The following is a 21,041-nucleotide window of genomic DNA, read 5'->3' as shown; positions in this document are numbered from 1 at the left end:
AGGGGTTGAGCGCGGCTCAGCACTGCGGTGTTGGAGAAACATGAGGCACTGTAAAGCGGCGAAAATCCCTCCCGCCCCGCGAGGCCCGCCAACAGTGCGAAAAAGGGGCATGAAAAAGGGCGGAACCACAAGGCCCTGGGCGCACTTTATGCCCCATGGACGATGTAGGACAGACCCCAGTTCGCGTGCCGCCCACGGCCTGCGTCTTCGGGGCGAGCGGCGGGATCGGACGGGCGCTGTGCGAGGGCCTCGCGGCCGCCGGATGCGCGCGGATCTATGCCGGATCGCGCAGTGGCGCGGTGCCCGAAGGCTCTGGTTTTGAGGGATTTTCCTTCGATTTGGAAGACGAGGCGAGCATCGCCGCTGCCGCCGCCATGATGCGCGAGACACCTCCCGAATGGGTGATCGTCGCGACGGGCGTGCTGACGCTCCCCGATGGCACCGGCCCTGAGCGATCCTACAAGCGGCTCGAGGCGGACACGATGGCGCAGGTCTTCGCGCTGAACACCATCGGCCCCGCGCTGATCGCCAAGCACATGCTGCCGCTGATGCCGCGGGGGAGCGGCTTCACCTTCGCCGCGCTTTCGGCCCGGGTCGGCTCGATCAGCGACAACCGGCTCGGCGGGTGGCACTCCTATCGCGCCTCCAAAGCCGCGCTCAACATGCTGCTCAGGAACTTCGCGCTGGAGATGGCACGCACCCACCCTGACAGCGTGATCGTCGGTCTGCACCCCGGCACGGTCGATTCCGCGCTCTCTGCGCCGTTCCAGTCGGGGCTCGCCGAGGGGCAGCTGACCGCGCCGCAAGTGGCGGCGGCGAACCTGATCGCGGTGCTCGCGCAACTCGCTCCGGCCCAATCGGGGCGGGTGTTCGATTTCCGGGGCGAGGAAGTCCCCGCCTAGTCGAACAGCCCCACCGCAAGGTGCGCCCACAGCGTCAGGAACATCAGCACCGCCAGCGTCATCGCGCTCACCCGCCAGCGCAGCGCCGTGAGGTAGTTCATCGCACCCTCGAGCGCGGCGCACAGCACCAGCAGCATCAGGCCGGCCACGGCGAAGTCCTCGGGCCCCCAATTGACCTCGCTGGTCACCTGCATCGCCACTGCCGGCAGCGCGAGCAGCAGCGCGGCGGCGATCCACAGTCTGGGGTGGAAGCGGAACGCGGGCCGCTCGGGCGCGCCGGTGCTTGATGTGGTGCTGTTCATGGCGGCGGTCCCTCCCAGAAGCCGGTTTTGCATTTGGGCGATAATGTGCCACGCCTGGGGCGAGCGGAAAAGAGGGGAGCGCGGGATGGGACTGAAAAGCTGGTACGAGGCGAATGTCATGCCGCGCCTCATCACCTGCGCCTGCTCGCAAGGCCAGGTGATGAAGCGGCGCGCGGCGGTGGTGCCGCGCGCGCGGGGCGACGTTTTCGAGCTGGGCGGCGGGGGCGGGATCAACCATCAGTTCTATGATCCGGCCGCGATCACCTCCTATGCCGGGATCGACCCGCACGAAGGCCTGCTCGATGGCGCGCGCGCGGTGGCGCGGGCGAAGGGCTGGGCGGCGGACTTGCGGGCGGGGCGGGGCGAAGCGATCCCCTTTGCCGATGCCAGCTTCGACTGCGTGGTGTGCACCTTCACCTTGTGCTCGGTCGACGAACCCGCGCAGGTGATGCGCGAGATGCGCCGCATCCTGCGCCCCGGCGGCGCGGTGCTGTTCCTCGAGCACGGCCTTGCCCCCGACGCGGGAGTGCGCGCGTGGCAGGGGCGGATCGAGCCGGTCTGGAAGCGCCTCGCGGGCGGGTGTCATCTGACCCGGCCGATCGCAGGGGCGCTTGCGGGCGCGGGCTTCGCGGTGGAGCCGCTGGGGGAGGGCTACACCCCCGGGGCCCCGCGCTTTGCCGGATGGATGGAATGGGGGACGGCGCGGAAGATGGGATGAGGGGGGCGCGACCGCGCGGAGGCTCATCCGGCTGCGACTAGCCAGCAAGCTTGCAAGTCTCGCTCCCCTCCTGCACGCGGGAGGGGCCGGGGTTGGGCCACCTCGAGCTTGAAAAGAAAAGGGCGGGAAAGATCGCTCCTTCCCGCCCTCGATCCTGTGGGATGCCGCCCGGCCTACTCGCCGAAGGTCCGCTGCCACCAGCCGCGGCGCGGCTTGGCTTCGCTTTCGGGAGCGGCTTCGCCAGCGGGGGCTTCCTGCTGGGGAGCACTGTCTTCGGCTGCCGCTTCAGCGGTCTCGGGCGCGTCGTCGGGGCCCGCGATCACCGCCATGTCCTCGGCGACCTGCTGCGATAGGCTCTCGGCCGGGTCGGCGGCGGCGGCCTTCGCCTTGCGCGGGGCGCGCTTGCGCTTGGGCTTCTCGGCCGGTGCCTCTTCCTCCACGCCAGCGGCAGCCTCGGTCGCCTCGGCAGCGAGTTCGGGGGCGAGTTCGGCGGGGACTTCCTCTGCAACCGGCTCCGCCACCTTCTTCTTGCGCGGCGCGCGGACGCGCTTGGGCTTCTCGGCGGCGGCTTCCTCGGCGGCGGTATCCGCTTCGGGGGCGGCGACCGGTGCTTCGGCCTCGGCTTCGGCGGGAGCCTCGGCTTCGGCGTCATCCGCGGTCACGGCCTCGCCGTCCTCGCTTTGCGCTTCGTCGCCGGCTTCGGGCGCATCGCCCTCGCGCCGCTTGCGGCCGCGGCCGCCGCGGCGGCGGCGCTTCTTCGGGCGCGCCTCGCCATCCTCGCCGAATTCGGGTGCGGAGTCTTCGCCGCGATCTGCGTCACCGGCCTCTTCACCGGCCTCGCCATCCCCATCCTCGTCACGCTCGTGGCGCTCGTCACCGGCTTCGCCGTCCTCGCGCTCGCGGTTGCGGTTGCGGCCACCGCGCCGACGCCGGCGCTTCTTCTTGCGGCCGCCGTCATCCTCGCCCTCACCGCGTTCGCGGCGGGCCGGGCGTTCCGGACGCTCTTCGGCCTCCTCCTCGGCGAAGTCGTCCTCTTCCTCGGGGAGATCGTCGTCGTCATCGTCGATGATCGGTTCGAACCTGGGCGCCTGCGAGGGGCGCGGGCCGGAGCTCGAGACGCTCATCTTCGCGCCTTCCTGTTCGCCCTCGGGCACCACGGCGACGCTGACGCCGTAGCGCTGCTCGATCTCGACGAGGTCGGCGCGCTTCTCGTTGAGGAGGTAGATCGCCGCCTCGGTGCTCGCCGCGAGGCGGATCTGCGTGCCCTTGCCGCGCGCCGCCTCGTCCTCGATCAGGCGCAGCGCCGAGAGCCCCGCCGACGACGCGGTGCGCACGAGGCCGGTGCCATCGCAATGCGGGCAGGCGCGGGTGGTCGCCTCGAGCACGCCGGTGCGCAGCCGCTGGCGGCTCATTTCCATCAGGCCGAAGGAGCTGATGCGGCCGACCTGGATGCGGGCGCGATCGTTCTTCAGCGCCTCCTTCATCGCCTTTTCGACCTTCCGGACATTGGAGGGGTACTCCATGTCGATGAAGTCGATGACGACAAGGCCGGCCATGTCGCGCAGGCGCAGCTGGCGGGCAATTTCCTTGGCGGCTTCGAGGTTGGTGTGGAGCGCGGTCGCCTCGATCCCGTGCTCCTTGGTGGAGCGCCCGGAGTTGATGTCGATCGACACCAGCGCCTCGGTCGGGTTGATGATGAGGTAACCGCCCGATTTCAGCTGCACCATCGGATCATACATCGCGCGCAGCTGGTCCTCGGCGCCGTAGCGCTGGAACAGCGGCACGGGGTCCGAATAGGCCTTCACCCGCCGCGCGTGGCTGGGCATCAGCAGCTTCATGAACGCCTTGGCCGACTTGTAGCCTTCCTCGCCCTCGACGACGACTTCCTCGATTTCCTTGTTGTAGATGTCGCGGATCGCGCGCTTGATGAGGTCGCTGTCCGAATGGATCAGCGCCGGGGCGACCGAGGCGAGGGTGTTCTCGCGGATCTCGTCCCACACGCGGGCGAGGTAATCGAAGTCGCGCTTGATCTCGGGCTTGGTGCGGCTCATGCCCGCGGTGCGGACGATCAGGCCCATCGAGCGCGGCAGCTTGAGGTCGGAGACCATCTCCTTCAGCCGCTTGCGATCGCTGGTCGAGCTGATCTTGCGGCTGATCCCGCCGCCGTGCGACGAGTTGGGCATCAGCACGGTGTAGCGGCCCGCGAGGCTGAGGTAGGTGGTCAGCGCCGCGCCCTTGTTGCCGCGTTCTTCCTTGACGACCTGCACGAGCAGCACCTGACGGCGCTGGATGACGTCCTGGATCTTGTAGCGGCGGCGCAGCGCCATGCGCTTGGCGCGCACCTCGTCGACCTGCTTGGCGCGGGTGCGGCCGTTGCCCTTTTCGCCGCCCTTCTCGCCCTTGCCCTGACGGCGACGACCACGGCCACGACGGCCGCGCTCCTCGCCGCCTTCGCTGTCCTCGGCGGATTCCTCGCCTTCGCCGTTCTCGTCCTCGGCGCTCTCCTCCTCATCCGAGGCGCCGCCTTCGATGGTGGCGACGTCGTCCTTGTCGGAGGTGTCGACTTCCTCGACGCCGTTCTCGGCAAAGTCCTCGGCGAGGGCCCCGCCGCTCTCGTCCTCGGCGTCATATTCGGCGCCGGGCGCTATCCCGGCGTCCTCTTCCTCGGCGCGCAGGCGCTCCTCTTCCTCGGCGGCCTCGGCCTCCTCGGCGAGCAGCGCGTCGCGGTCGGCCTTGGGGATCTGGTAGTAGTCGGGGTGGATTTCGCTGAAGGCGAGGAACCCATGCCGGTTGCCGCCGAAATCGACGAAAGCCGCCTGCAGCGAAGGTTCGACCCGGGTTACCTTGGCGAGATAGATGTTGCCCTTGATCTGCTTGTGTTCGGCAGATTCGAAATCGAATTCCTCAATCCGGTTGCCTTGCAGAACCGCCACCCGGGTTTCTTCCGGGTGGCGCGCATCGATAAGCATGCGCGTTGCCATTCAAATGTCTCCATGCGCCCGGCCTTGCCCGCAAGCGGACGTGAAGGGGGCGCGCATATTGTGGTGAACCGGCGCGCCCGAAGGCGATGCCGGAAGGGATAATCGCGCCGCGAAGGCCGACGGCATTCGGCGCGAAGCTCGTGTCTGCAATGGCGAGCGTGCGGCCTGGCGCCGCGCCTTCTCCCGCAACCGGACTCAGGCGCAGGGCGCGCTGGGTGCTGGTTGTCCGGGAAAAGCGATCTGTCACTGCATCAACCTGTACTGGACCGGGGGTGCGAAGAATATCGGCTGCCCGGAAGCGGGAGGGGGCGGGAGCGCACTTGCGCGCCCTGATCCGGCCTCCATGTCACCACCGCTAGCACTGTGGGGGCAGCCCCGCAACTCTATTGCGTTTGCCCGTGCCAAGAACGTAAGCCGCAAAGCGCAATGAGTTATCGCGCCCTCCTGCTGATCGTTCTGCTGGTGCCCGCCGCGCTGCTGGGCGGTGCCAAGGCGCTGGGCCTGGTGATCCCGGTGCCGATCTGGGGGCGCGACTACGTGCTCCATATCCCCTTCTCGGGCGAGGCAGCGCCCACGCTCGAACTGCCCCCCGTCGAAGGCCCCGACGATCCCTCGCGCCCGCTGGTGGTGATCGATGCCGGGCACGGAGGGCGCGATCCCGGCGCGGTCGGCGAGGATGCGGAAGGGCGGCGCTTCGAGGAGAAGGCGATCACCCTCGCAATCGCGCTCGCGCTGCGCGACGAATTGCTGAAGCAGGGCGGGGTGCGCGTCGCGCTGACCCGCGCCGATGACCGCATCCTGCCCCTGCCGCACCGCCCCGAGATCGCCCGGCTGCTCGAGGCCGACCTGTTCATCTCGATCCACGCCGACAGCGCGGGCGATGCGAACGAGGCGGTGAGCGGGGCGAGCATCTACACGCTCTCCAACGAAGCCTCGAGCGAGGCGGCGGCGCGCTTTGCCGCGCGCGAGAACGACGCCGACCGGCTGAACGGCATCACCATCGCGGGCGCGAGCGAGAATGTCAGCGCGATCCTCGTCGAGCTGTCGCAGCAGCGCACGCAGGAGGACGCGCTGGCTTTCGCGAGCCTCGTGCTGCGCGAGGGCGAGAACGCGCTCGCCTTCGTGCCGCAGCCGCGCCGCTCGGCCGCGCTTGCGGTGCTGCGCGCACCCGACGTTCCCTCGGTGCTGTTCGAAAGCGGCTTCGTCACCAACCAGACCGATCGCGCGCAGCTTACCACGGCCGAAGGCCGGGCGCGCTATGCAGGCGTGCTGGCGCGCGCGATCCGCGTCCATTTCGCGCGCCGCGCCGAGGCGCCCCGGAGCGGACCAGAGGGCGGGGAATAGGGTTGCAATGGCGCTAGCCTTCCCGAGGGTCAGCGTGCTAGTTGCGCGCGGCTCATGACCGAAACCACTCCCCCGTCCGGCCAGCTTTCGACCTGGGCCTACCTGCGCTACCGCGTCAACCGCGACATCGGCGCGGCCCTCGCGTGGTTTTCCGCGCGTTGGCGGGAGAGCCGGCTGTTCCGGATCGCGGCGCTTCTCTTCGGGGCCTTCCTCGTGCTGTGGATCGCGGTCTTCGTGTGGCTCGCCAGCGACCTGCCCGAGGCCGAGGCGCTGCTCACCTACGAGACTCCGCTGCCCACCGTCGTGCGCGGGGTCGATGGCGAGATCGTCCATTCCTACGCGCGCGAGCGCCGGGTGCAGCTGCAATATGCCGACTTTCCGCAGAAGCTGATCGAGGCCTACCTCGCCGCTGAGGACAAGACATTCTTCAGCCATGGCGGGATTGACTATTTCGGCACGGCGGGGGCGGTGATCGATTACCTCAATCCGGCGCGCACCAAGCGCGCGGTCGGCGGTTCGACCATCACCCAGCAGGTCGCCAAGAACCTGCTGCTGGGCGACGAATATTCGGTCACCCGCAAGCTCAAGGAAATCATTCTCGCCGGGCGGATCGAGGGCGTGCTGACCAAGCAGGAGATCCTCGAGCTCTATCTCAACGAAATCCCGCTCGGGCGGCGCTCTTTCGGGGTGCAGGCGGCGGCGCGGGCCTATTTCGACAAGGATGTCGATCAGCTCGAACTGCACGAGGCCGCGTTCCTCGCGATCCTGCCCAAGGCGCCCGAGCGCTACGGGCGCAAAGGCCAGGAAGCCGCGGCGCTCGAACGGCGCAATTTCGTCCTCGACCAGATGGAGAAGAACGGCTTCATCACCGGTTCCGAGCGCCGCGCGGCGGCCGCGCAGCCGCTCGGCCTCGTCACCCAGCGGCGCGAGCGTTCGGTCGATGCGGGCTACTTCCTCGAGGAAGTGCGCCGCGAACTGATCGAACGTTTCGGCGAGACGGCAGAGACGGGGCCCAACTCGGTCTATGCGGGCGGCTTGTGGGTGCGCACCAGCCTCGACCCGCAGATCCAGATCGCCGCGCGCGATGCGCTGCGCGAGGGGTTGCTGCGCTATCACGGCGGGCGGGCCTGGGCCGGGCCGGTCGCCACGCTCGACCTGTCGGAGGGCAACTGGGCGAGCCAGCTGCAATCCTCTCCGCTCGGGATCAGCTACAAGGACTGGCGCATCGGCGTCGTCACCCGCCGCAGCGGGCCGAGCGCGACCATCGGGTTCGCCGACGGCAGCGAGGCGCCGCTGATCGGGCTGCCCAATGCCTTGAAGGCTGGCGACGTGATCGCCGCGAGCCCCTCGGGCAATGGCTTTGCCGTGCGCACCATCCCCGAGGCGCAGGGCGCACTGGTGGTCGAACAAGCGCAGACCGGCCGCGTGCTGGCGATGCAGGGCGGCTTCGACCACCGCCTGTCGGACTTCAACCGCGCCACGCAGGCGATGCGCCAGCCGGGCTCCACCATCAAGCCCTTCGTCTACGCCGCCGGGCTCGACAACGGGATGACGCCTTCCACGCAGGTCGATAACTCGCGCTTCTGCTATTATCAGGGCGCCAACCTCGGCGAGAAGTGCATTCGCGGCTCGGGCAGCGGCGGGCAGCACCCGATGCGCTACGGGCTCGAGCAGTCGCAGAACATCATGACCGTGCAGATCGGGATGACCGCGGGGATGCCCAATGTCGTCAAGGGGATCGAGAAGGTCGGGATCGGCAAGTTCCCGGCCTATCCCTCGACTGCGCTCGGTGCCGGGGAGACGACGCTGGTGAAGATGGTCGCGGCCTATTCGGCGCTGGCGAACCATGGCCGGCTCGCGCCGCCGACGCTGATCGACTACGTTCAGGACCGTCGCGGCAAGGTGGTGTGGCGCGCTGACGCCCGCGAATGCCGGGGGTGCAACATGGCCAAGTGGGACGGCAAGCCGATGCCGCGCTTTGGCGTCATGGGCACGCAGGCGATGGACGCACGCACCGCCTTCCAGGTGATGCACATGCTGCGCGGCGCCGTGAGCCGCGGGACCGCGACCGTGCTCAACTCGCTCAATCTCCCGTTGTTCGGCAAGACCGGCACCACAACCGGCCCCAAGGATGTGTGGTTCATCGGCGGAACCCAGCAGATGATCGCGGGCGCCTATGTCGGCTTCGACCAGCCGCGCAACATGGGCGGCTATGCCTATGGCGGCACGATCTCGGCGCCGATCATCAAGAGCCTGATCGAGAAGACCAAGCCCAGGTGGTCCGATCTCCCCCCCGTCGCCCCCACCGGCGTGCGCATGGTGCGGATCGACCGCCGCTCGGGCAAGCGGGTGTTCGATGGCTGGCCCACCGACGATCCCAAGTCGGCGATCATCTGGGAGGCGTTCAAGCCCGACACCGAGCCCGAGCGCTACACCCGGCAGGACGCGATCGCCGCCAAGCGCAACGAAATCCTCGCGCTGATCCGCGCCGGGCGTCAGAGCGCGGCGGCCGCGGTGGTCGATGCGCCGTCCGAAGAGGGCAGTGTTGTCGAGGAAGGCGGGCTTGACTGATCTGCGCCGGAACCGCGAGCAGGGCTGGCGGGTTGGGGAGGGCATGAACCGCTTCATCCGATCCGCCGCCGCGCTGGCTCTTGCCGCCCTGACCGTCACCACCGCCTCCGCCGAATTGAAGGGGGGCGACAAGGCCCCGCTCTTCACCACCCGCGCTGCGCTCGCGGGCAAGGAATTCGGCTTCAACCTCCAGGCCGCGCTCGCGAAGGGCCCGGTGGTGCTCTATTTCTACCCCAAGGCTTTCACCCAAGGCTGCACGCTCGAGGCCAACGCCTTTGCCGAGGCCATGCCGCAGTTCAAGGCGGCAGGCGCCACCGTCATCGGCATGTCGGCCGACGACATCGAAACGCTTGGGCGCTTCAGCCGGGAACATTGCCGCGATGCCTTCCCCGTCGGTGTCGCCACGGCGCAGATCGGCAAGGCCTATGACGTGACCGGCCCCTCGGGGCTGACGCGGCGCACCTCCTACGTGATCGCCCGGGACGGCCGGATCGTAGCGGTCCATTCGAACGCGGATTATCGCGGTCACGTCGCCACGACGCTCGCCGCGGTGCGCGCGCTCAAGCGCTAGCGGGCGCACCGCAGGCGCTTTACAATCGCGCCCGCGACGCTAAGCGCGTCGGCCTCATTACGCTTTTCGCCACGAAGGAAGACCGATGCGGGCCGAGGCCCAGGCTTACATCAACCGGATCGAAGCGGCGCTCGCGCTGGTGCGCCTGTCGCTCGACTGGGACCGCGCGCTGCGCCGCTTGGACGAGCTGAACGCGCGGGTGCAGGACCCGAACCTGTGGGACAATCCCAAGCAGGCGCAGGCGATCAGCCGCGAGCAGAAGACGCTCGAGACCGCGGTCAACACGGTGAACGAGATCGCCGCCGAAATGGCCGACGCGATCGAGTTCATCGAGCTGGGCGAGGCCGAGGGCGAGGAGAGCATCGTCGAGGACGGCCTCGCCACGCTCGCCGCGCTCGCCGACCGCGCGGATGCCGACAAGGTGCAGGCGCTGCTCTCCGGCGAGGCGGACGGTAACGACACTTACCTCGAAATTCACGCGGGTGCGGGCGGAACCGAGAGCCAGGACTGGGCCGAGATGCTCTTCCGCATGTATGGCCGCTGGGCCGAACGGCGCGGCTTCAAGGTCGAGACGGTCGAATACCAGGCGGGCGAACAGGCCGGGATCAAGTCCGCGACGCTGCTCATCAAGGGCGACGGCGCCTATGGCTATGCCAAGACCGAGAGCGGCGTCCACCGCCTCGTTCGCATCAGCCCCTATGACAGCTCGGCCCGCCGCCACACGTCTTTCTCGAGCGTGTGGGTCTATCCCGTGATCGACGACAGCTTCGAGATCGACATCAACCCCGCCGATCTGAAGATCGACACCTACCGCGCATCCGGCGCCGGCGGGCAGCACGTCAACACCACCGACTCCGCGGTGCGCATCACTCACCAGCCATCCGGCATCGTGGTGGCGAGCCAGCAGGACCGCAGCCAGCACAAGAACCGCGAAATCGCGATGAACATGCTCAAGGCGCGGCTCTACGAGGCGGAAATGCGCGCGCGCGAGGAAGCGGCGAGCGCCGAGCATTCGGCCAAGAGCGACATCGGGTGGGGCCACCAGATCCGCTCCTACGTGTTGCAGCCCTACCAGATGGTCAAGGACCTGCGCACAGGCGTGGTCTCGACTTCGCCCGACGCGGTGCTCGACGGGGCGATCGACCCCTTCATCTCGGCGGCGCTCGCGCAGCGGGTGACCGGCGAGAAGGTCGAGTTCGAGGACGTGGAGTAGGCCATGCGGGCGCGGCGGCCTGTGCATCTGCCCGCTGCTGCAACGCTCGGCGCGTTGCTGCTTGCCGGGTGCGATGCCATCGCGCCGGCGTCCTCGGACCGCCCCGAAACCGCGCTCGTTTTCCCCGCGCCCGACCGTCCGGTCGCGGCGGTGGTCTCGAACCAGTTCTCCAACGAGGACGCGCGCGACGAGCGCAACGAGGCGCAGGTGGTGATGGACCTCGCCGACATCCGCCCGGGCATGACCGTCGCCGATATCGGCGCGGGTGAGGGCTATTACACCGTGCGCCTCGCCGAAAGGGTCGGCGTCGATGGCCGCGTGCTGGCACAGGACATCAGTCGCGAGGCATTGGACCGGCTCGGGCGACGGGTCGAGCGCGAGCGGCTCGAGAACATCTCGATCAAGTTCGGCGATATCGACAACCCGCAGCTTCCCCCCGACAGCTTCGACCGGATCTTCATGGTGCACATGTACCACGAGGTGACCGAGCCCTATGCCTTCCTGTGGAACATGTGGCCCGCGTTGAACAATGGCGGTCAGATCGTGGTCGTGGAAAGCGACAGTCCCGTGGGCCGCCACGGCCTGCCGCACACAGTGCTGTTCTGCGAGTTCGAGGCGGTCGGCTATGTGCTGGTCGAATATATCGAGCGCCCTGATATCAAGGGTTATTTCGCGCGCTTCGAGCGTGGGGCCAAACGTACCGATCCCCAGGCGATCAAGGTCTGCGACGCGGGCTGACGGCGCGCGGGGCGTGAGGTTGCGGCGCAAGGAGAGGCGCACTATGGCAAGAATTCGAAATACCGCGCCACAGTGGCGCAGAGGGGATCTTCATTGTTCAAGGGATTGAGCCCGATCGTCTACGGCGGGCGTGAAGTGTGGCCGCTGGTCGAAGGCGGCAAGGGCGTGTCGGCAACCAACTACGCCAGTTCGGGTGCATGGGCGGCCGCGGGCGGGATCGGCACGGTGAGCGCGGTCAACGCCGACAGCTATGACGAGAACGGCAACGTCATTCCCCAGATCTACCGCGGCCGCACTCGCGAGGAACGCCACCACGAGTTGATCCGCTACGCCATCGAAGGCGCCACGACGCAGGTCAAGAAGGCCTTCGAGATCGCGAACGGCAAGGGCGCGATCAACATCAACGTGTTGTGGGAAATGGGCGGGGCGCAGGCCGTGCTCGAAGGCGTGCTCGAGCGCACCCGGGGCCTCGTGACGGGCGTCACCTGCGGGGCGGGGATGCCCTACAAGCTGGCCGAGATCGCGGCGCGCTTCAACGTCAATTACCTCCCCATCGTCAGCTCGGGCCGCGCCTTCCGCGCGCTGTGGAAGCGTTCCTACCACAAGGTCGCCGAGCTGATGGCGGTGGTGGTCTATGAAGACCCGTGGCTGGCGGGCGGGCACAACGGCCTCTCCAACGCCGAGGATCCGACCAAGCCCGAGGACCCGTACCCGCGCGTCAAGGTGCTGCGCGACACGATGCGCGCCGAGGGCGTTTCCGATGACGTGCCGATCGTGATGGCGGGCGGCGTGTGGTATCTGCGCGAGTGGGAGAACTGGATCGACAATCCCGAGCTCGGGAAAATCGCTTTCCAGTTCGGCACGCGGCCGCTGCTGACCCGCGAGAGCCCGATCCCCCAGATCTGGAAGGACATGCTGCGCACGGTCGAGCCGGGCGATGTGCTGCTCCACAAGTTCTCGCCCACCGGCTTCTATTCGAGCGCGGTCAAGACCCCGTTCCTCTACGACCTGATGCACCGCAGCGAGCGCCAGATTCCCTACTTCAAGCGCGGCGAGGAGGAGGGCACCGTCCAGCTCGGCGAGGACGGCAAGGCAAGAAGCTTCTGGGTGCGCCCCGAGGACAAGGCGCGCGCCGAAATGTGGATGCGCGCCGGGCACACCGAGCCCTTGAAGACCCCGGAACGGACGATCGTCTTCGTCACCCCCGAGGCGCGCGAGACGATCCGCCAGGACCAGCAGGACTGCATGGGGTGCCTCTCGCACTGCCAGTTCTCCAGCTGGAAGGACCACGATGATTTCACCACCGGACGCCTCGCCGATCCGCGGAGCTTCTGCATCCAGAAGACCCTACAGGACATCGCCCACGGCGACGACCCCGACAACAACCTCGCCTTCGCGGGCCACGCGGCCTACCGCTTCAAGACCGACCCCTTCTTCTCGAACGGCTACACGCCGAGCGTGGGCGAGCTGGTCGAGCGGATTTTGACCGGCGACTGACGCTGCGCTAGGGCGCGGGGATGGACGACACCGCCCCGCCGCCCCTCTCGCTCTGGCTGCGCGAGCTGCCGATCACCGTGCCGATTGCATTGAGCCCGCTGCGCCGCCCGCACGCCGCGGCCGACGCGCGCGATGGGGCGGGGCAGCCGGTGATGGTGATCCCCGGCATCCTCACGAACGACAGCGCCACCGCGCTTCTGCGCGGCACCCTGGTGCGCAGCGGCTACCGCGCCCACGCCTCCATGATGGGCTTTCTGACCGGCATTCAGCCCAAGACCCTCGCCCGCGCGGTCGAGCGTCTGGCTGCGATCGCAGAAGCCGAGCAGCGCAAGGTCGCGTTGCTGGGTTGGAGCCTCGGCGGGCTCTATGCCCGGGTGCTGGCGCAACGCCACCCCGATCTGGTCGAGCTGGTGATGACTTTGGGCACGCCCTTCTCGGGCGACCGGCGCGCGAACAATGCCTGGCGGCTCTACGAGGCGATCAACGACCACAAGGTCAATGCCCCGCCGGTGCCCGACGATCCGGCGGTGAAGCCTCCCGTGCCGACGATCGCGCTGTGGTCGAGGAAGGACGGGGTGATCGCCCCAGCATCGGCACGCGGACAGCCGCATGAGCGTGATGCCGAGGTCGAAGTTCCCTTCCACCACTTCGCGCTCGCCTCGACCCGGCCTGCGATCGAGCGTGTCGTGACCGAACTGGGGCAGGCGCTGGCGGGCTAGCGCACCAGCGCGGTCAGAACCTGATCGGGCGGCCTGTGCCCGTCGGCCCACATGCGGATGTTGGCGATCACCTTGTGGCCCGAATCCTCGCGGCCCTCGGCGGTCGCGCTGCCGATGTGGGGGAGGGTCATCACGTTGGGGTGGGCGATGAGGCGCTGATCGACATGGGGCTCGTTCGGATAGACGTCGAGCCCGGCGCCCGCGAGATGCCCCGATTCGAGCGCGGCGATCAGCGCTTCCTGGTCGATCAGCTCGCCGCGCGCGGTGTTCACGATGCTGCTGCCCGGCTTCATCAGCGCGATCCGGCGCGCGTCGATCAGGTGTCGGGTCTCCTCGGTGAGCGGGCAGTGGAGCGTGAGGATGTCGGCCTCGGCCATCAGCGTGTCGACATCGGCGACGTAGCGCGCGCCGAGCATCCGCTCCAAGGCCTCGGGGAGCTGCTTGCGGTTGGTGTAGGTTATCTCCAGCCCGAAGGCGCGCGCGCGGTGGGCGACCGCCTGTCCGATGCGGCCCATCCCGACGATGCCGAGCACCTTGCCCGCGAGCTTCCTCCCGAGCAGCCCCGAGGGTGCCCAGCCGGTCCACTTGCCGCTGCGCACCAGCGCGGTGCCCTCGCGGATGCGGCGCGGCACGCCGATGATCCCGGCCATGGTGAGGTCGGCGGTGTCATCGGTGAAGACGCCCGGGGTGTTGGTGACGATGATCTTGCGGGCGGCGGCGGCGGCAAGGTCGATATGTTCGGTGCCCGCCCCGAAGCTGGCGATGAGGCCCAGGCGCTCGCCCGCGCCCGCGATCAGATCGGCGTCGATCTTGTCGGTGACGGTCGGCACCAGCACGTCGCAATCCTGCATCGCGGCGGCCAGCTGGTCGCGGGTCAGCGGCACGTCGCTCTCGTTCAGCACCACGTCGAACAGCTCGCGCATGCGCCCCTCGACCGCCGGCATCAGGTGGCGGGTGACGATCACGCGCGGCGGGCTGGCGAGCGGACGGGGAGGGCGCTGGGTCATGGCGCGAGGGCTAATCCTTCAAACCCTTGGCGGTCAAGGCGCGGATCGTCACGCGAGGCTTGAATCGGTGAAGCGTAAGGCGCTATCGCTCGGGAATGCAGGGATTCCGCCGCCTCATCGCTTGCGCGCTCGCGCTGGTGCTTGCCGCCGGGACGCTCGTCCCCCCGCTCGCAGCGCAGGACCGGGCGCTGCCCTACTGGGCGGCGCTGCGGTTCGAGAAGGTCAACATGCGCGTTGGGCCGAGCGCAGAATATCCGGTCTCGTGGGTCTATACGCGCAAAGGTCTGCCGGTGAAGGTGGTGCGCGTCCGCGAAGGCTGGCGCCTGGTCGAGGATCACGAGGGCACGCAGGGCTGGATCTCGGCGAGCCAGCTCGATCCTGCGCGCGGCGGGATGGTGATCGGCACCGGCCTTGCCGAGGTGCGCGCCGCGCCCGATCCCGCCTCGGCGGTGAAGTGGCGCGCCGAGCCGGGGGTGATTGCGGGCATGACGAAGTGCAAGGCCGGGTGGTGCGAGGTCGATATCGCAGGCCGCAAGGGCTTCATCGCCGCCGGGCGCCTGTGGGGCTCGCAGGACCTTCCGGGCGACGAATAGCGCCGCCCGGCGGTCGACTATCAGACCAGCTCGAGAGCGACCGCGGTGGCCTCGCCCCCGCCGATGCACAGCGAGGCGACGCCGCGCGTCTTGCCCTGCGCCTTGAGCGCAGCGATCAGCGTCACGATGATGCGCGCGCCGCTCGCACCGATGGGGTGGCCCAATGCAGTGCCGCCGCCGTTGACGTTGATCTTCTCGTGCGGAATGCCGAGGTCGCGCATCGCGAACATTGCGACGCAGGCGAAGGCCTCGTTGACCTCGAACAGGTCGACATCGTCGACGCCCCAGCCGGCCTTGGCCAGCACCTTCTGGATCGCCGGGATCGGCGCGGTGGTGAACTGCGCCGGGGCCTGGGCATGGGCGGCGGTGGCGACCACGCGGGCGACGGGCGTGAGGCCCTTGGCCTCGGCGACGCTCGCGCGGGTCAGCACCAGCGCGGCGGCACCGTCCGAGATCGACGACGAGGTCGCGGCGGTGATCGTCCCGTCCTTGGCAAAGGCGGGCTTCAGCTGCGGAATCTTGTCGGGGCGGCCCTTGGAGGGGGCCTCGTCATGCTCGACCACGACATCGCCCGCGCGGGTGCTCACGGTCACCGGCACCACCTCGTCGGCAAAGGCGCCGCTGGCGATCGCCTTGTTGGCGCGGGCGAGCGATTCGATGGAGTAGGCGTCCATCTCCTCGCGGGTCATCTGGTACTGGTTGGCGGTTTCCTGCGCGAAGGTGCCCATCGCGCGGCCCGGCTCGTAGGCGTCTTCAAGGCCGTCAAGGAACATGTGGTCATAGGCGGTGTCATGGCCCAGCCGCGCGCCCGAGCGGTGCTTCTTGAGGAGATAGGGGGCATTGGTCATGCTCTCCATCCCGCCTGCCACGACCACGTCGATCGTGCCGCTGGCGAGCGCCTCGGCGCCCATGATCACGGTCTGCATTCCCGATCCGCAGACCTTGTTGACGGTGGTCGCCTGCACCGAGAGCGGCAGGCCCGCCTTGATCGCCGCCTGGCGCGCGGGGGCCTGGCCGAGGCCGGCGGGCAGCACGCAGCCCATGTAGGCGCGGTCGATCTCCTCGCCGCTGACGCCGGCGCGCTCCACCGCAGCCTTGACCGCAATCGCCCCCAGATCGGTCGCGGCCACCTCGGCCAGCGCCCCCTGCATCGCGCCCATCGGGGTGCGGGCGTAGGAGAGGATCACGACGGGATCGGCGGGGGAGAGCTGGGTCATGGCAAAGTCCTTTGCTTTGACGGAGAGGTATCCGGCGCGATGTAGTGATGGCAGGCGTGCATGGCAATCGCGAGGCATCCATTCGCCTTGCGCTCGCACAGGTATTCCGCAACAACACGTCGCAAATCGAAACCAATGTCCGAACGGGAGAACGACATGGCCGACGATCGCCGCGCTGAACTCGAAAGCCTGCTGGCGCGCCAGCGCGCCGCCTTCACCGCCTCGCGCCCCGAGCCGCTGAGCCAGCGCAAGGACCGCATCCGCCGCGCAATGGCGCTGGTCAAGGACCACGGCGAGGCCTTCGCCAAGGCTATGAGCGCCGATTTCGGCAACCGCTCGCACCATCAATCGATGCTGACCGACATCGCCGCGACCGTGGGCGCGGGCAATCATGCCCTGAAGCACATCGACAGCTGGTCGAAGCCCGAGAAGCGCAAGGTGCAATTCCCGCTCGGCCTGATGGGCGCGCGCGCCGAGGTGCGTTACGAGCCCAAGGGAGTGATCGGCATCCTCTCGCCCTGGAACTTCCCGGTGCAGCTCGCCTTCGGGCCGCTGATGCAGGTGCTCGCGGCGGGCAACCGGGCGATGATCAAGCCGTCCGAGTTCACCGAGCGCACCAGCGCGCTGATGGCCGAGCTGACCGCGCAATATTTCCAGCCCGAGGAGGTGGCCTGCATCACCGGCGGGCCGGAAGTGGCGGCTGCGTTCTCCTCGCTCGCCTTCGACCACCTTGTCTTCACCGGCTCGACCGCGACGGGACGCCGGGTGATGCAGGCGGCGGCCGCGAACCTCGTGCCGGTGACGCTCGAACTGGGCGGAAAGTCGCCGGTCGTCATGGGCCGCAGCGCCGACTTCGCCAAGGCGGGCGAGCGCATCGCAATCGGCAAGATGATGAACGCAGGGCAGATCTGCCTCGCGCCCGACTACCTGATCGTCCCCGAGGACAAGGCCGACGAGGCGGTCGCGGGCGTCACCGGGGCGGCGGCGGCGATGTATCCCCGCGTGCTCGACAATGACGATTACGCCTCGATCGTCTCCGACCGTCATTTCGAGCGCCTCCAGGGCCTCGTAGAGGACGCGCGGGGCAAGGGCGCCGAGGTGATCGAGGTCAACCCGGCAGGCGAGGATTTCGCCAATGCCAACCAGCGCAAGATGCCGCTCACCGTGCTGCGCGGCGTGAACGACGACATGACCGTGATGCAGGAGGAAATCTTCGGCCCGGTGCTGCCGGTGATGACCTACAAGTCGGTCGATCAGGCGGTCGACTACATCAACGAGCACGACCGCCCGCTCGGCCTCTACTACTTCGGCGACGACAAGGCCGAGCAGGAGCGCGTGCTGACCCGCACGATTTCGGGCGGGGTGACCACCAATGACGTGGTGTTCCATGTCTCGATGGAGGACCTGCCGTTCGGCGGGGTCGGGCCCTCGGGGATGGGCAGCTACCACGCCATCGAGGGTTTTCGCGAGTTCAGCCATGCCCGCGCGGTCTATCACCAGCCCAAGATCGACATCGCCAAGCTGGGCGGTCTGAAGCCGCCTTATGGCAAGGCGACCGAGGCAGCCGCGGCGCGCATGATGAAATGAGGGCGCTAACTGCCGCGCTTGCATTGTGCTTGGCCGCGCCGCTTGCCGCCGAGGCTCCGCCGGCGTGGCGCGCGGTCGACGCGGCGACCGGGCAGATCGCCGATGTGGCGGGGCTCGAGCAGCTGGCGCGCGATTTTCCCGACAGCGCCAGCGTGCGGCTGCGGCTGTTCAATGCGCAATTGCAGGCAGGGGAGGGCGAGGGGGCGCTCGCCAGCCTGCGCTGGCTCGCGGCACGGGGCCACGTCTTCAGCGAGCGGGCGCGGGCACAGATCCCCGACCTGATCGGCCCCGCCCATGCCGAGGCGGCGCGCGCCATGCTTGCCGGGGCGCCGCAGGTCATCGCGGCGAGCACCGTCTTTGGCACGCTTCCCGCCGAGGCCGGCCTGATCGAGAGCGTCATCGTGGTGCCGGGGGAAGAGGGCGCCTTGGCAAGCTCGGTGTCGCGGCGCACGCTGTTTGCGCTCGGCCCGAACAGCGAGTGGATCGAAGTCCCGGTTCCGCGGGCGCAGGCCCTGTCTGGCCTGGCCAGTGCGCCCGACGGAAGCCTGGGCTGGGTCGCCTCGGCCAACATCGACGGGGCCGCGCCGGATCCTGCCGGCTTCACCGGGCTGATCGGGCTGACCGGCGACATGGGCGACCTGCTGATGATCCCCGCGCCCGAGGGTGTGGCGGTGTCCGACCTCGCAGTCGGGCCGGACGGCTCGGTCTATGCCAGCGATCCGGTGGGTGGCGGTGTCTATCGTCGCGTGCCCGGCAAGACGGCGCTCGAGGCGCTGGTGCCACCCGGCACCTTCCGCTCGCCGCAAGGGCTGGCGGTGAGCGCGGATGGCGCGCGGCTCTATGTCAGCGATTTCCGCTACGGGCTTGCGGCGGTGGAGCTCGGCAGCGGTGCAGTGCGGCGGCTTGCCAGCGATGTGCCCGCCGCGCTCGACGGCGTCGACGGGCTCTGGCTCCATCGGGGCGAGCTCGTCGCGGTCCAGAACGGCACCAGCCCGATGCGGATCTGCGCTTTCCGCCTGTCGGACGACGGCACCCGCATCGTGGGCCACCGCATCCTCGAACAGGCCCATCCCGACTGGACCGAGCCGCTCGGCGGGAGCATTGCCGATGGCGTGCTCTACTATGTCGCGACCGGCCAGTGGGATCGCTATGACAAGGGCGCCTTGCGCGAGGGGATGAAGCCGCTGCCCACGGTGATCCGCCGCCTGCCGCTGGGCGCTCGCTGAGGGGAGTGGCCGCCCGCAACGTCTGTTCGATTTCCTGCAACTCCCCTGCGGGCTTTTCCCCGAGTCGCAGGCTTGCGCCCCGCGCGCGACAGGCCTAGGGCGGGGCCACGGGATTAACAGCTTGGACATCGTCGTGATCGACCTCAGCCAGTATCTGCCGATACTGTTATTCGTGCTGGTCGCCCTCGGGCTATCGGTGCTTTTCGTCGTGGCCCCGATGGTGGTCTCGCGCCTCACCGGCGTGCACAATCCCGATGCCGAGAAGCTCTCGGAGTATGAATGCGGCTTCCCCGCCTTCGAGGACGCGCGCAGCCAGTTCGACGTGCGCTTCTACCTCGTCGCGATCAGCTTCATCGTCTTCGACCTCGAGGCCGCCTTCCTGTTCCCCTGGGCGGTCAGCCTCGGCGAGACGGGCTGGGTGGGCTGGAGCGGCATGATGGTGTTCCTGTTCATCCTCGCGGTGGGCCTCGCTTATGAATGGAAGAAAGGGGCGTTGGACTGGGAATGACCAATATCGTTTCTCCTCCCCAAGGACTGCCCGACATTTCGAAGCTGACCACCGCCCAGGGCGGCGAGGTGCGCGCGCCTGACGCGAGCTTCTTCACCGCGCTCCAGACCGAGGTCACCGACAAGGGCTTCCTCGTCACCTCGACCGAGGAGCTGTTCCAGTGGGCGCGTACCGGCTCGCTGTGGTGGATGACCTTCGGCCTTGCCTGCTGCGCGGTCGAGATGATCCACGTCAACATGCCGCGCTACGACATGGAGCGCTTCGGCGCCGCCCCGCGCGCTTCCCCGCGCCAGTCGGACGTGATGATCGTCGCCGGGACGCTGTGCAACAAGATGGCCCCGGCGCTGCGCAAGGTCTACGACCAGATGTCGGACCCGAAGTATGTGATCAGCATGGGCAGCTGCGCCAATGGCGGCGGCTATTACCACTACAGCTACTCGGTCGTGCGCGGCTGTGACCGGATCGTGCCAGTCGACATCTACGTCCCCGGCTGCCCGCCGACCGCCGAGGCGCTGCTCTACGGCGTGATGCAATTGCAGCGGAAGATCCGCCGCGTCGGCACGATCGAGAGGTAAGGGCGCATGGCCGTTCTCCATTCCGCACCGCGCTTCGCTTCCAACGAAGGCGTGATCGACGCCGTCAGCGAGACCATCTCGGTTTGGCTGATCGAGGCTGTCGAAGCCCACGGCGAGGTGATCTTCCGCGTCCAGCGCGATGCGATCAACAAGGTGCTACGCATCCTGCGTGACGATCACGCCTATCAGCAGCTCATGGAAATTGCCGGGGTCGACTACCCGAGCCGCCCCGAGCGCTTCGAAGTCGTCTACATGCTCCAGAGCCTCACCAAGAACCACCGCGTGATGGTGAAATGCTCGGCTTCCGAGGACACGCCGGTGCCGACCGTCACCACGCTGTGGCCCAACGCGGGCTGGCTCGAGCGCGAGGTGTTCGACATGTTCGGCGTGACCTTCGCGGGCAACCCGGACCTCAGGCGCATCCTCACCGACTACGGCTTCGAGGGGCACCCGTTCCGCAAGGACTTCCCGATGACGGGCTACACCGAACTGCGCTATTCCGAAGAGGAGAAGCGCGTGGTGTACGAGCCGGTCGTGCTGGCGCAGGAAATGCGGACCTTCGACTTCCTCTCGCCCTGGGAAGGCGCGGACTACGTGCTTCCCGGAGACGAGAAATCGCGCGGGGCCCCCGCGGTCGCCGAGCCCAAGGTCACCGAGAAGCAGGGCGACACCGGCGCAGGCAGGGCTGCCGACAAGGCTGCCGCCGCGAAGGTCTCGCCCCCGGGGCCCGAGCAGAAGGACACCGGCAAGCCCGCCCCCGGCGCCCCCGACC

Annotated in this window: 19 protein-coding genes; 15 read left to right on the top strand and 4 right to left on the bottom strand. The window is 68.5% G+C overall.

Annotated elements, in window-relative coordinates:
- The first annotated feature begins 155 nt into the window (after nucleotides 1-155).
- Nucleotides 156-902 (top strand): SDR family NAD(P)-dependent oxidoreductase, encoded by a 747-nt coding sequence (locus AX692_RS11820; RefSeq protein ID WP_073975120.1) that lies wholly within the window; start codon nucleotides 156-158, stop codon nucleotides 900-902.
- Here AX692_RS11820 and AX692_RS11815 read toward each other — a convergent pair.
- A complete protein-coding gene (locus AX692_RS11815; RefSeq protein WP_073981458.1) occupies nucleotides 899-1,204 on the bottom strand; it encodes a hypothetical protein in 306 nt (101 codons plus the stop codon). The two genes, AX692_RS11820 and AX692_RS11815, sit on opposite strands and share 4 nt — an antisense overlap.
- An 85-nt stretch (nucleotides 1,205-1,289) precedes the next feature.
- Here AX692_RS11815 and AX692_RS11810 point away from each other — a divergent pair, with 85 nt between their 5' ends.
- Nucleotides 1,290-1,922: a class I SAM-dependent methyltransferase gene (locus AX692_RS11810; protein WP_073975118.1), complete on the top strand. Its 633-nt coding sequence runs from the start codon at nucleotides 1,290-1,292 to the stop codon at nucleotides 1,920-1,922.
- A gap of 173 nt (nucleotides 1,923-2,095) precedes the next feature.
- Here AX692_RS11810 and AX692_RS11805 read toward each other — a convergent pair whose 3' ends face one another.
- Nucleotides 2,096-4,903: an Rne/Rng family ribonuclease gene (locus tag AX692_RS11805; RefSeq protein ID WP_073975117.1), complete on the bottom strand. Its 2,808-nt coding sequence runs from the start codon at nucleotides 4,901-4,903 to the stop codon at nucleotides 2,096-2,098.
- A gap of 426 nt (nucleotides 4,904-5,329) precedes the next feature.
- Between AX692_RS11805 and AX692_RS11800 the strand changes: the two genes are divergently transcribed.
- The 7 genes from AX692_RS11800 (at nucleotide 5,330) to AX692_RS11770 (ending at nucleotide 13,556) form a co-directional block, all read left to right on the top strand.
- Nucleotides 5,330-6,247, top strand: coding sequence for an N-acetylmuramoyl-L-alanine amidase family protein (locus AX692_RS11800; protein ID WP_073975116.1), 918 nt, complete (start codon nucleotides 5,330-5,332; stop codon nucleotides 6,245-6,247).
- A gap of 54 nt (nucleotides 6,248-6,301) precedes the next feature.
- Nucleotides 6,302-8,818, top strand: coding sequence for a penicillin-binding protein 1A (locus AX692_RS11795; RefSeq protein ID WP_073975115.1), 2,517 nt, complete (start codon nucleotides 6,302-6,304; stop codon nucleotides 8,816-8,818).
- Nucleotides 8,819-8,861: 43 nt separating this feature from the next.
- On the top strand, nucleotides 8,862-9,389 hold the full coding sequence (locus tag AX692_RS11790) for a peroxiredoxin (protein WP_073975114.1): 528 nt from the start codon (nucleotides 8,862-8,864) through the stop codon (nucleotides 9,387-9,389).
- Between the two features lie 85 nt (nucleotides 9,390-9,474).
- A complete protein-coding gene (gene prfB, locus AX692_RS11785; protein ID WP_073975113.1) occupies nucleotides 9,475-10,602 on the top strand; it encodes a peptide chain release factor 2 in 1,128 nt (375 codons plus the stop codon).
- 3 nt (nucleotides 10,603-10,605) lie between these two features.
- Nucleotides 10,606-11,340 carry a class I SAM-dependent methyltransferase gene (locus tag AX692_RS11780; protein ID WP_073975112.1) on the top strand — a complete coding sequence of 245 codons (735 nt, stop codon included), beginning with the start codon at nucleotides 10,606-10,608 and terminating at the stop codon, nucleotides 11,338-11,340.
- 93 nt (nucleotides 11,341-11,433) lie between these two features.
- Nucleotides 11,434-12,837, top strand: coding sequence for an NAD(P)H-dependent flavin oxidoreductase (locus AX692_RS11775; protein ID WP_073975111.1), 1,404 nt, complete (start codon nucleotides 11,434-11,436; stop codon nucleotides 12,835-12,837).
- A 20-nt stretch (nucleotides 12,838-12,857) separates the two neighbouring features.
- On the top strand, nucleotides 12,858-13,556 hold the full coding sequence (locus tag AX692_RS11770) for an alpha/beta fold hydrolase (protein WP_073975110.1): 699 nt from the start codon (nucleotides 12,858-12,860) through the stop codon (nucleotides 13,554-13,556).
- Here AX692_RS11770 and AX692_RS11765 read toward each other — a convergent pair.
- On the bottom strand, nucleotides 13,553-14,563 hold the full coding sequence (locus AX692_RS11765) for a 2-hydroxyacid dehydrogenase (RefSeq protein ID WP_073975109.1): 1,011 nt from the start codon (nucleotides 14,561-14,563) through the stop codon (nucleotides 13,553-13,555). The two genes, AX692_RS11770 and AX692_RS11765, sit on opposite strands and share 4 nt — an antisense overlap.
- A 95-nt stretch (nucleotides 14,564-14,658) precedes the next feature.
- Between AX692_RS11765 and AX692_RS11760 the strand changes: the two genes are divergently transcribed.
- Nucleotides 14,659-15,156, top strand: coding sequence for an SH3 domain-containing protein (locus AX692_RS11760; protein WP_073975108.1), 498 nt, complete (start codon nucleotides 14,659-14,661; stop codon nucleotides 15,154-15,156).
- A 20-nt stretch (nucleotides 15,157-15,176) separates the two neighbouring features.
- Here AX692_RS11760 and AX692_RS11755 read toward each other — a convergent pair whose 3' ends face one another.
- Nucleotides 15,177-16,373 carry a thiolase family protein gene (locus AX692_RS11755; protein WP_073975107.1) on the bottom strand — a complete coding sequence of 399 codons (1,197 nt, stop codon included), beginning with the start codon at nucleotides 16,371-16,373 and terminating at the stop codon, nucleotides 15,177-15,179.
- A gap of 156 nt (nucleotides 16,374-16,529) precedes the next feature.
- Between AX692_RS11755 and AX692_RS11750 the strand changes: the two genes are divergently transcribed.
- The 5 genes from AX692_RS11750 to AX692_RS11730 form a co-directional block, all read left to right on the top strand.
- Entirely contained in the window at nucleotides 16,530-17,960 is a 1,431-nt protein-coding gene (locus AX692_RS11750; protein ID WP_073975126.1) for a coniferyl aldehyde dehydrogenase, read from the top strand.
- A 29-nt stretch (nucleotides 17,961-17,989) separates the two neighbouring features.
- Complete coding sequence (locus AX692_RS11745) at nucleotides 17,990-19,186, top strand: SMP-30/gluconolactonase/LRE family protein (protein ID WP_230959558.1); 1,197 nt, start codon at nucleotides 17,990-17,992, stop codon at nucleotides 19,184-19,186.
- Between the two features lie 133 nt (nucleotides 19,187-19,319).
- Complete coding sequence (locus AX692_RS11740) at nucleotides 19,320-19,694, top strand: NADH-quinone oxidoreductase subunit A (protein WP_073975291.1); 375 nt, start codon at nucleotides 19,320-19,322, stop codon at nucleotides 19,692-19,694.
- Nucleotides 19,691-20,269 carry a NuoB/complex I 20 kDa subunit family protein gene (locus tag AX692_RS11735; protein ID WP_073975289.1) on the top strand — a complete coding sequence of 193 codons (579 nt, stop codon included), beginning with the start codon at nucleotides 19,691-19,693 and terminating at the stop codon, nucleotides 20,267-20,269. The genes AX692_RS11740 and AX692_RS11735 overlap by 4 nt, the downstream gene beginning before the upstream one ends.
- A 6-nt stretch (nucleotides 20,270-20,275) precedes the next feature.
- A partial coding sequence (locus tag AX692_RS11730) for an NADH-quinone oxidoreductase subunit C (RefSeq protein ID WP_073977700.1) occupies nucleotides 20,276-21,041 on the top strand: 766 nt, incomplete at its 3' end.

It is taken from the genome of Erythrobacter donghaensis (genome assembly GCF_001557325.1).
Lineage (GTDB): Bacteria > Pseudomonadota > Alphaproteobacteria > Sphingomonadales > Sphingomonadaceae > Erythrobacter > Erythrobacter donghaensis_B.
Note: the sequence above shows the minus strand (reverse complement) of the source record. Positions and strands in the feature narration are given on the sequence as shown.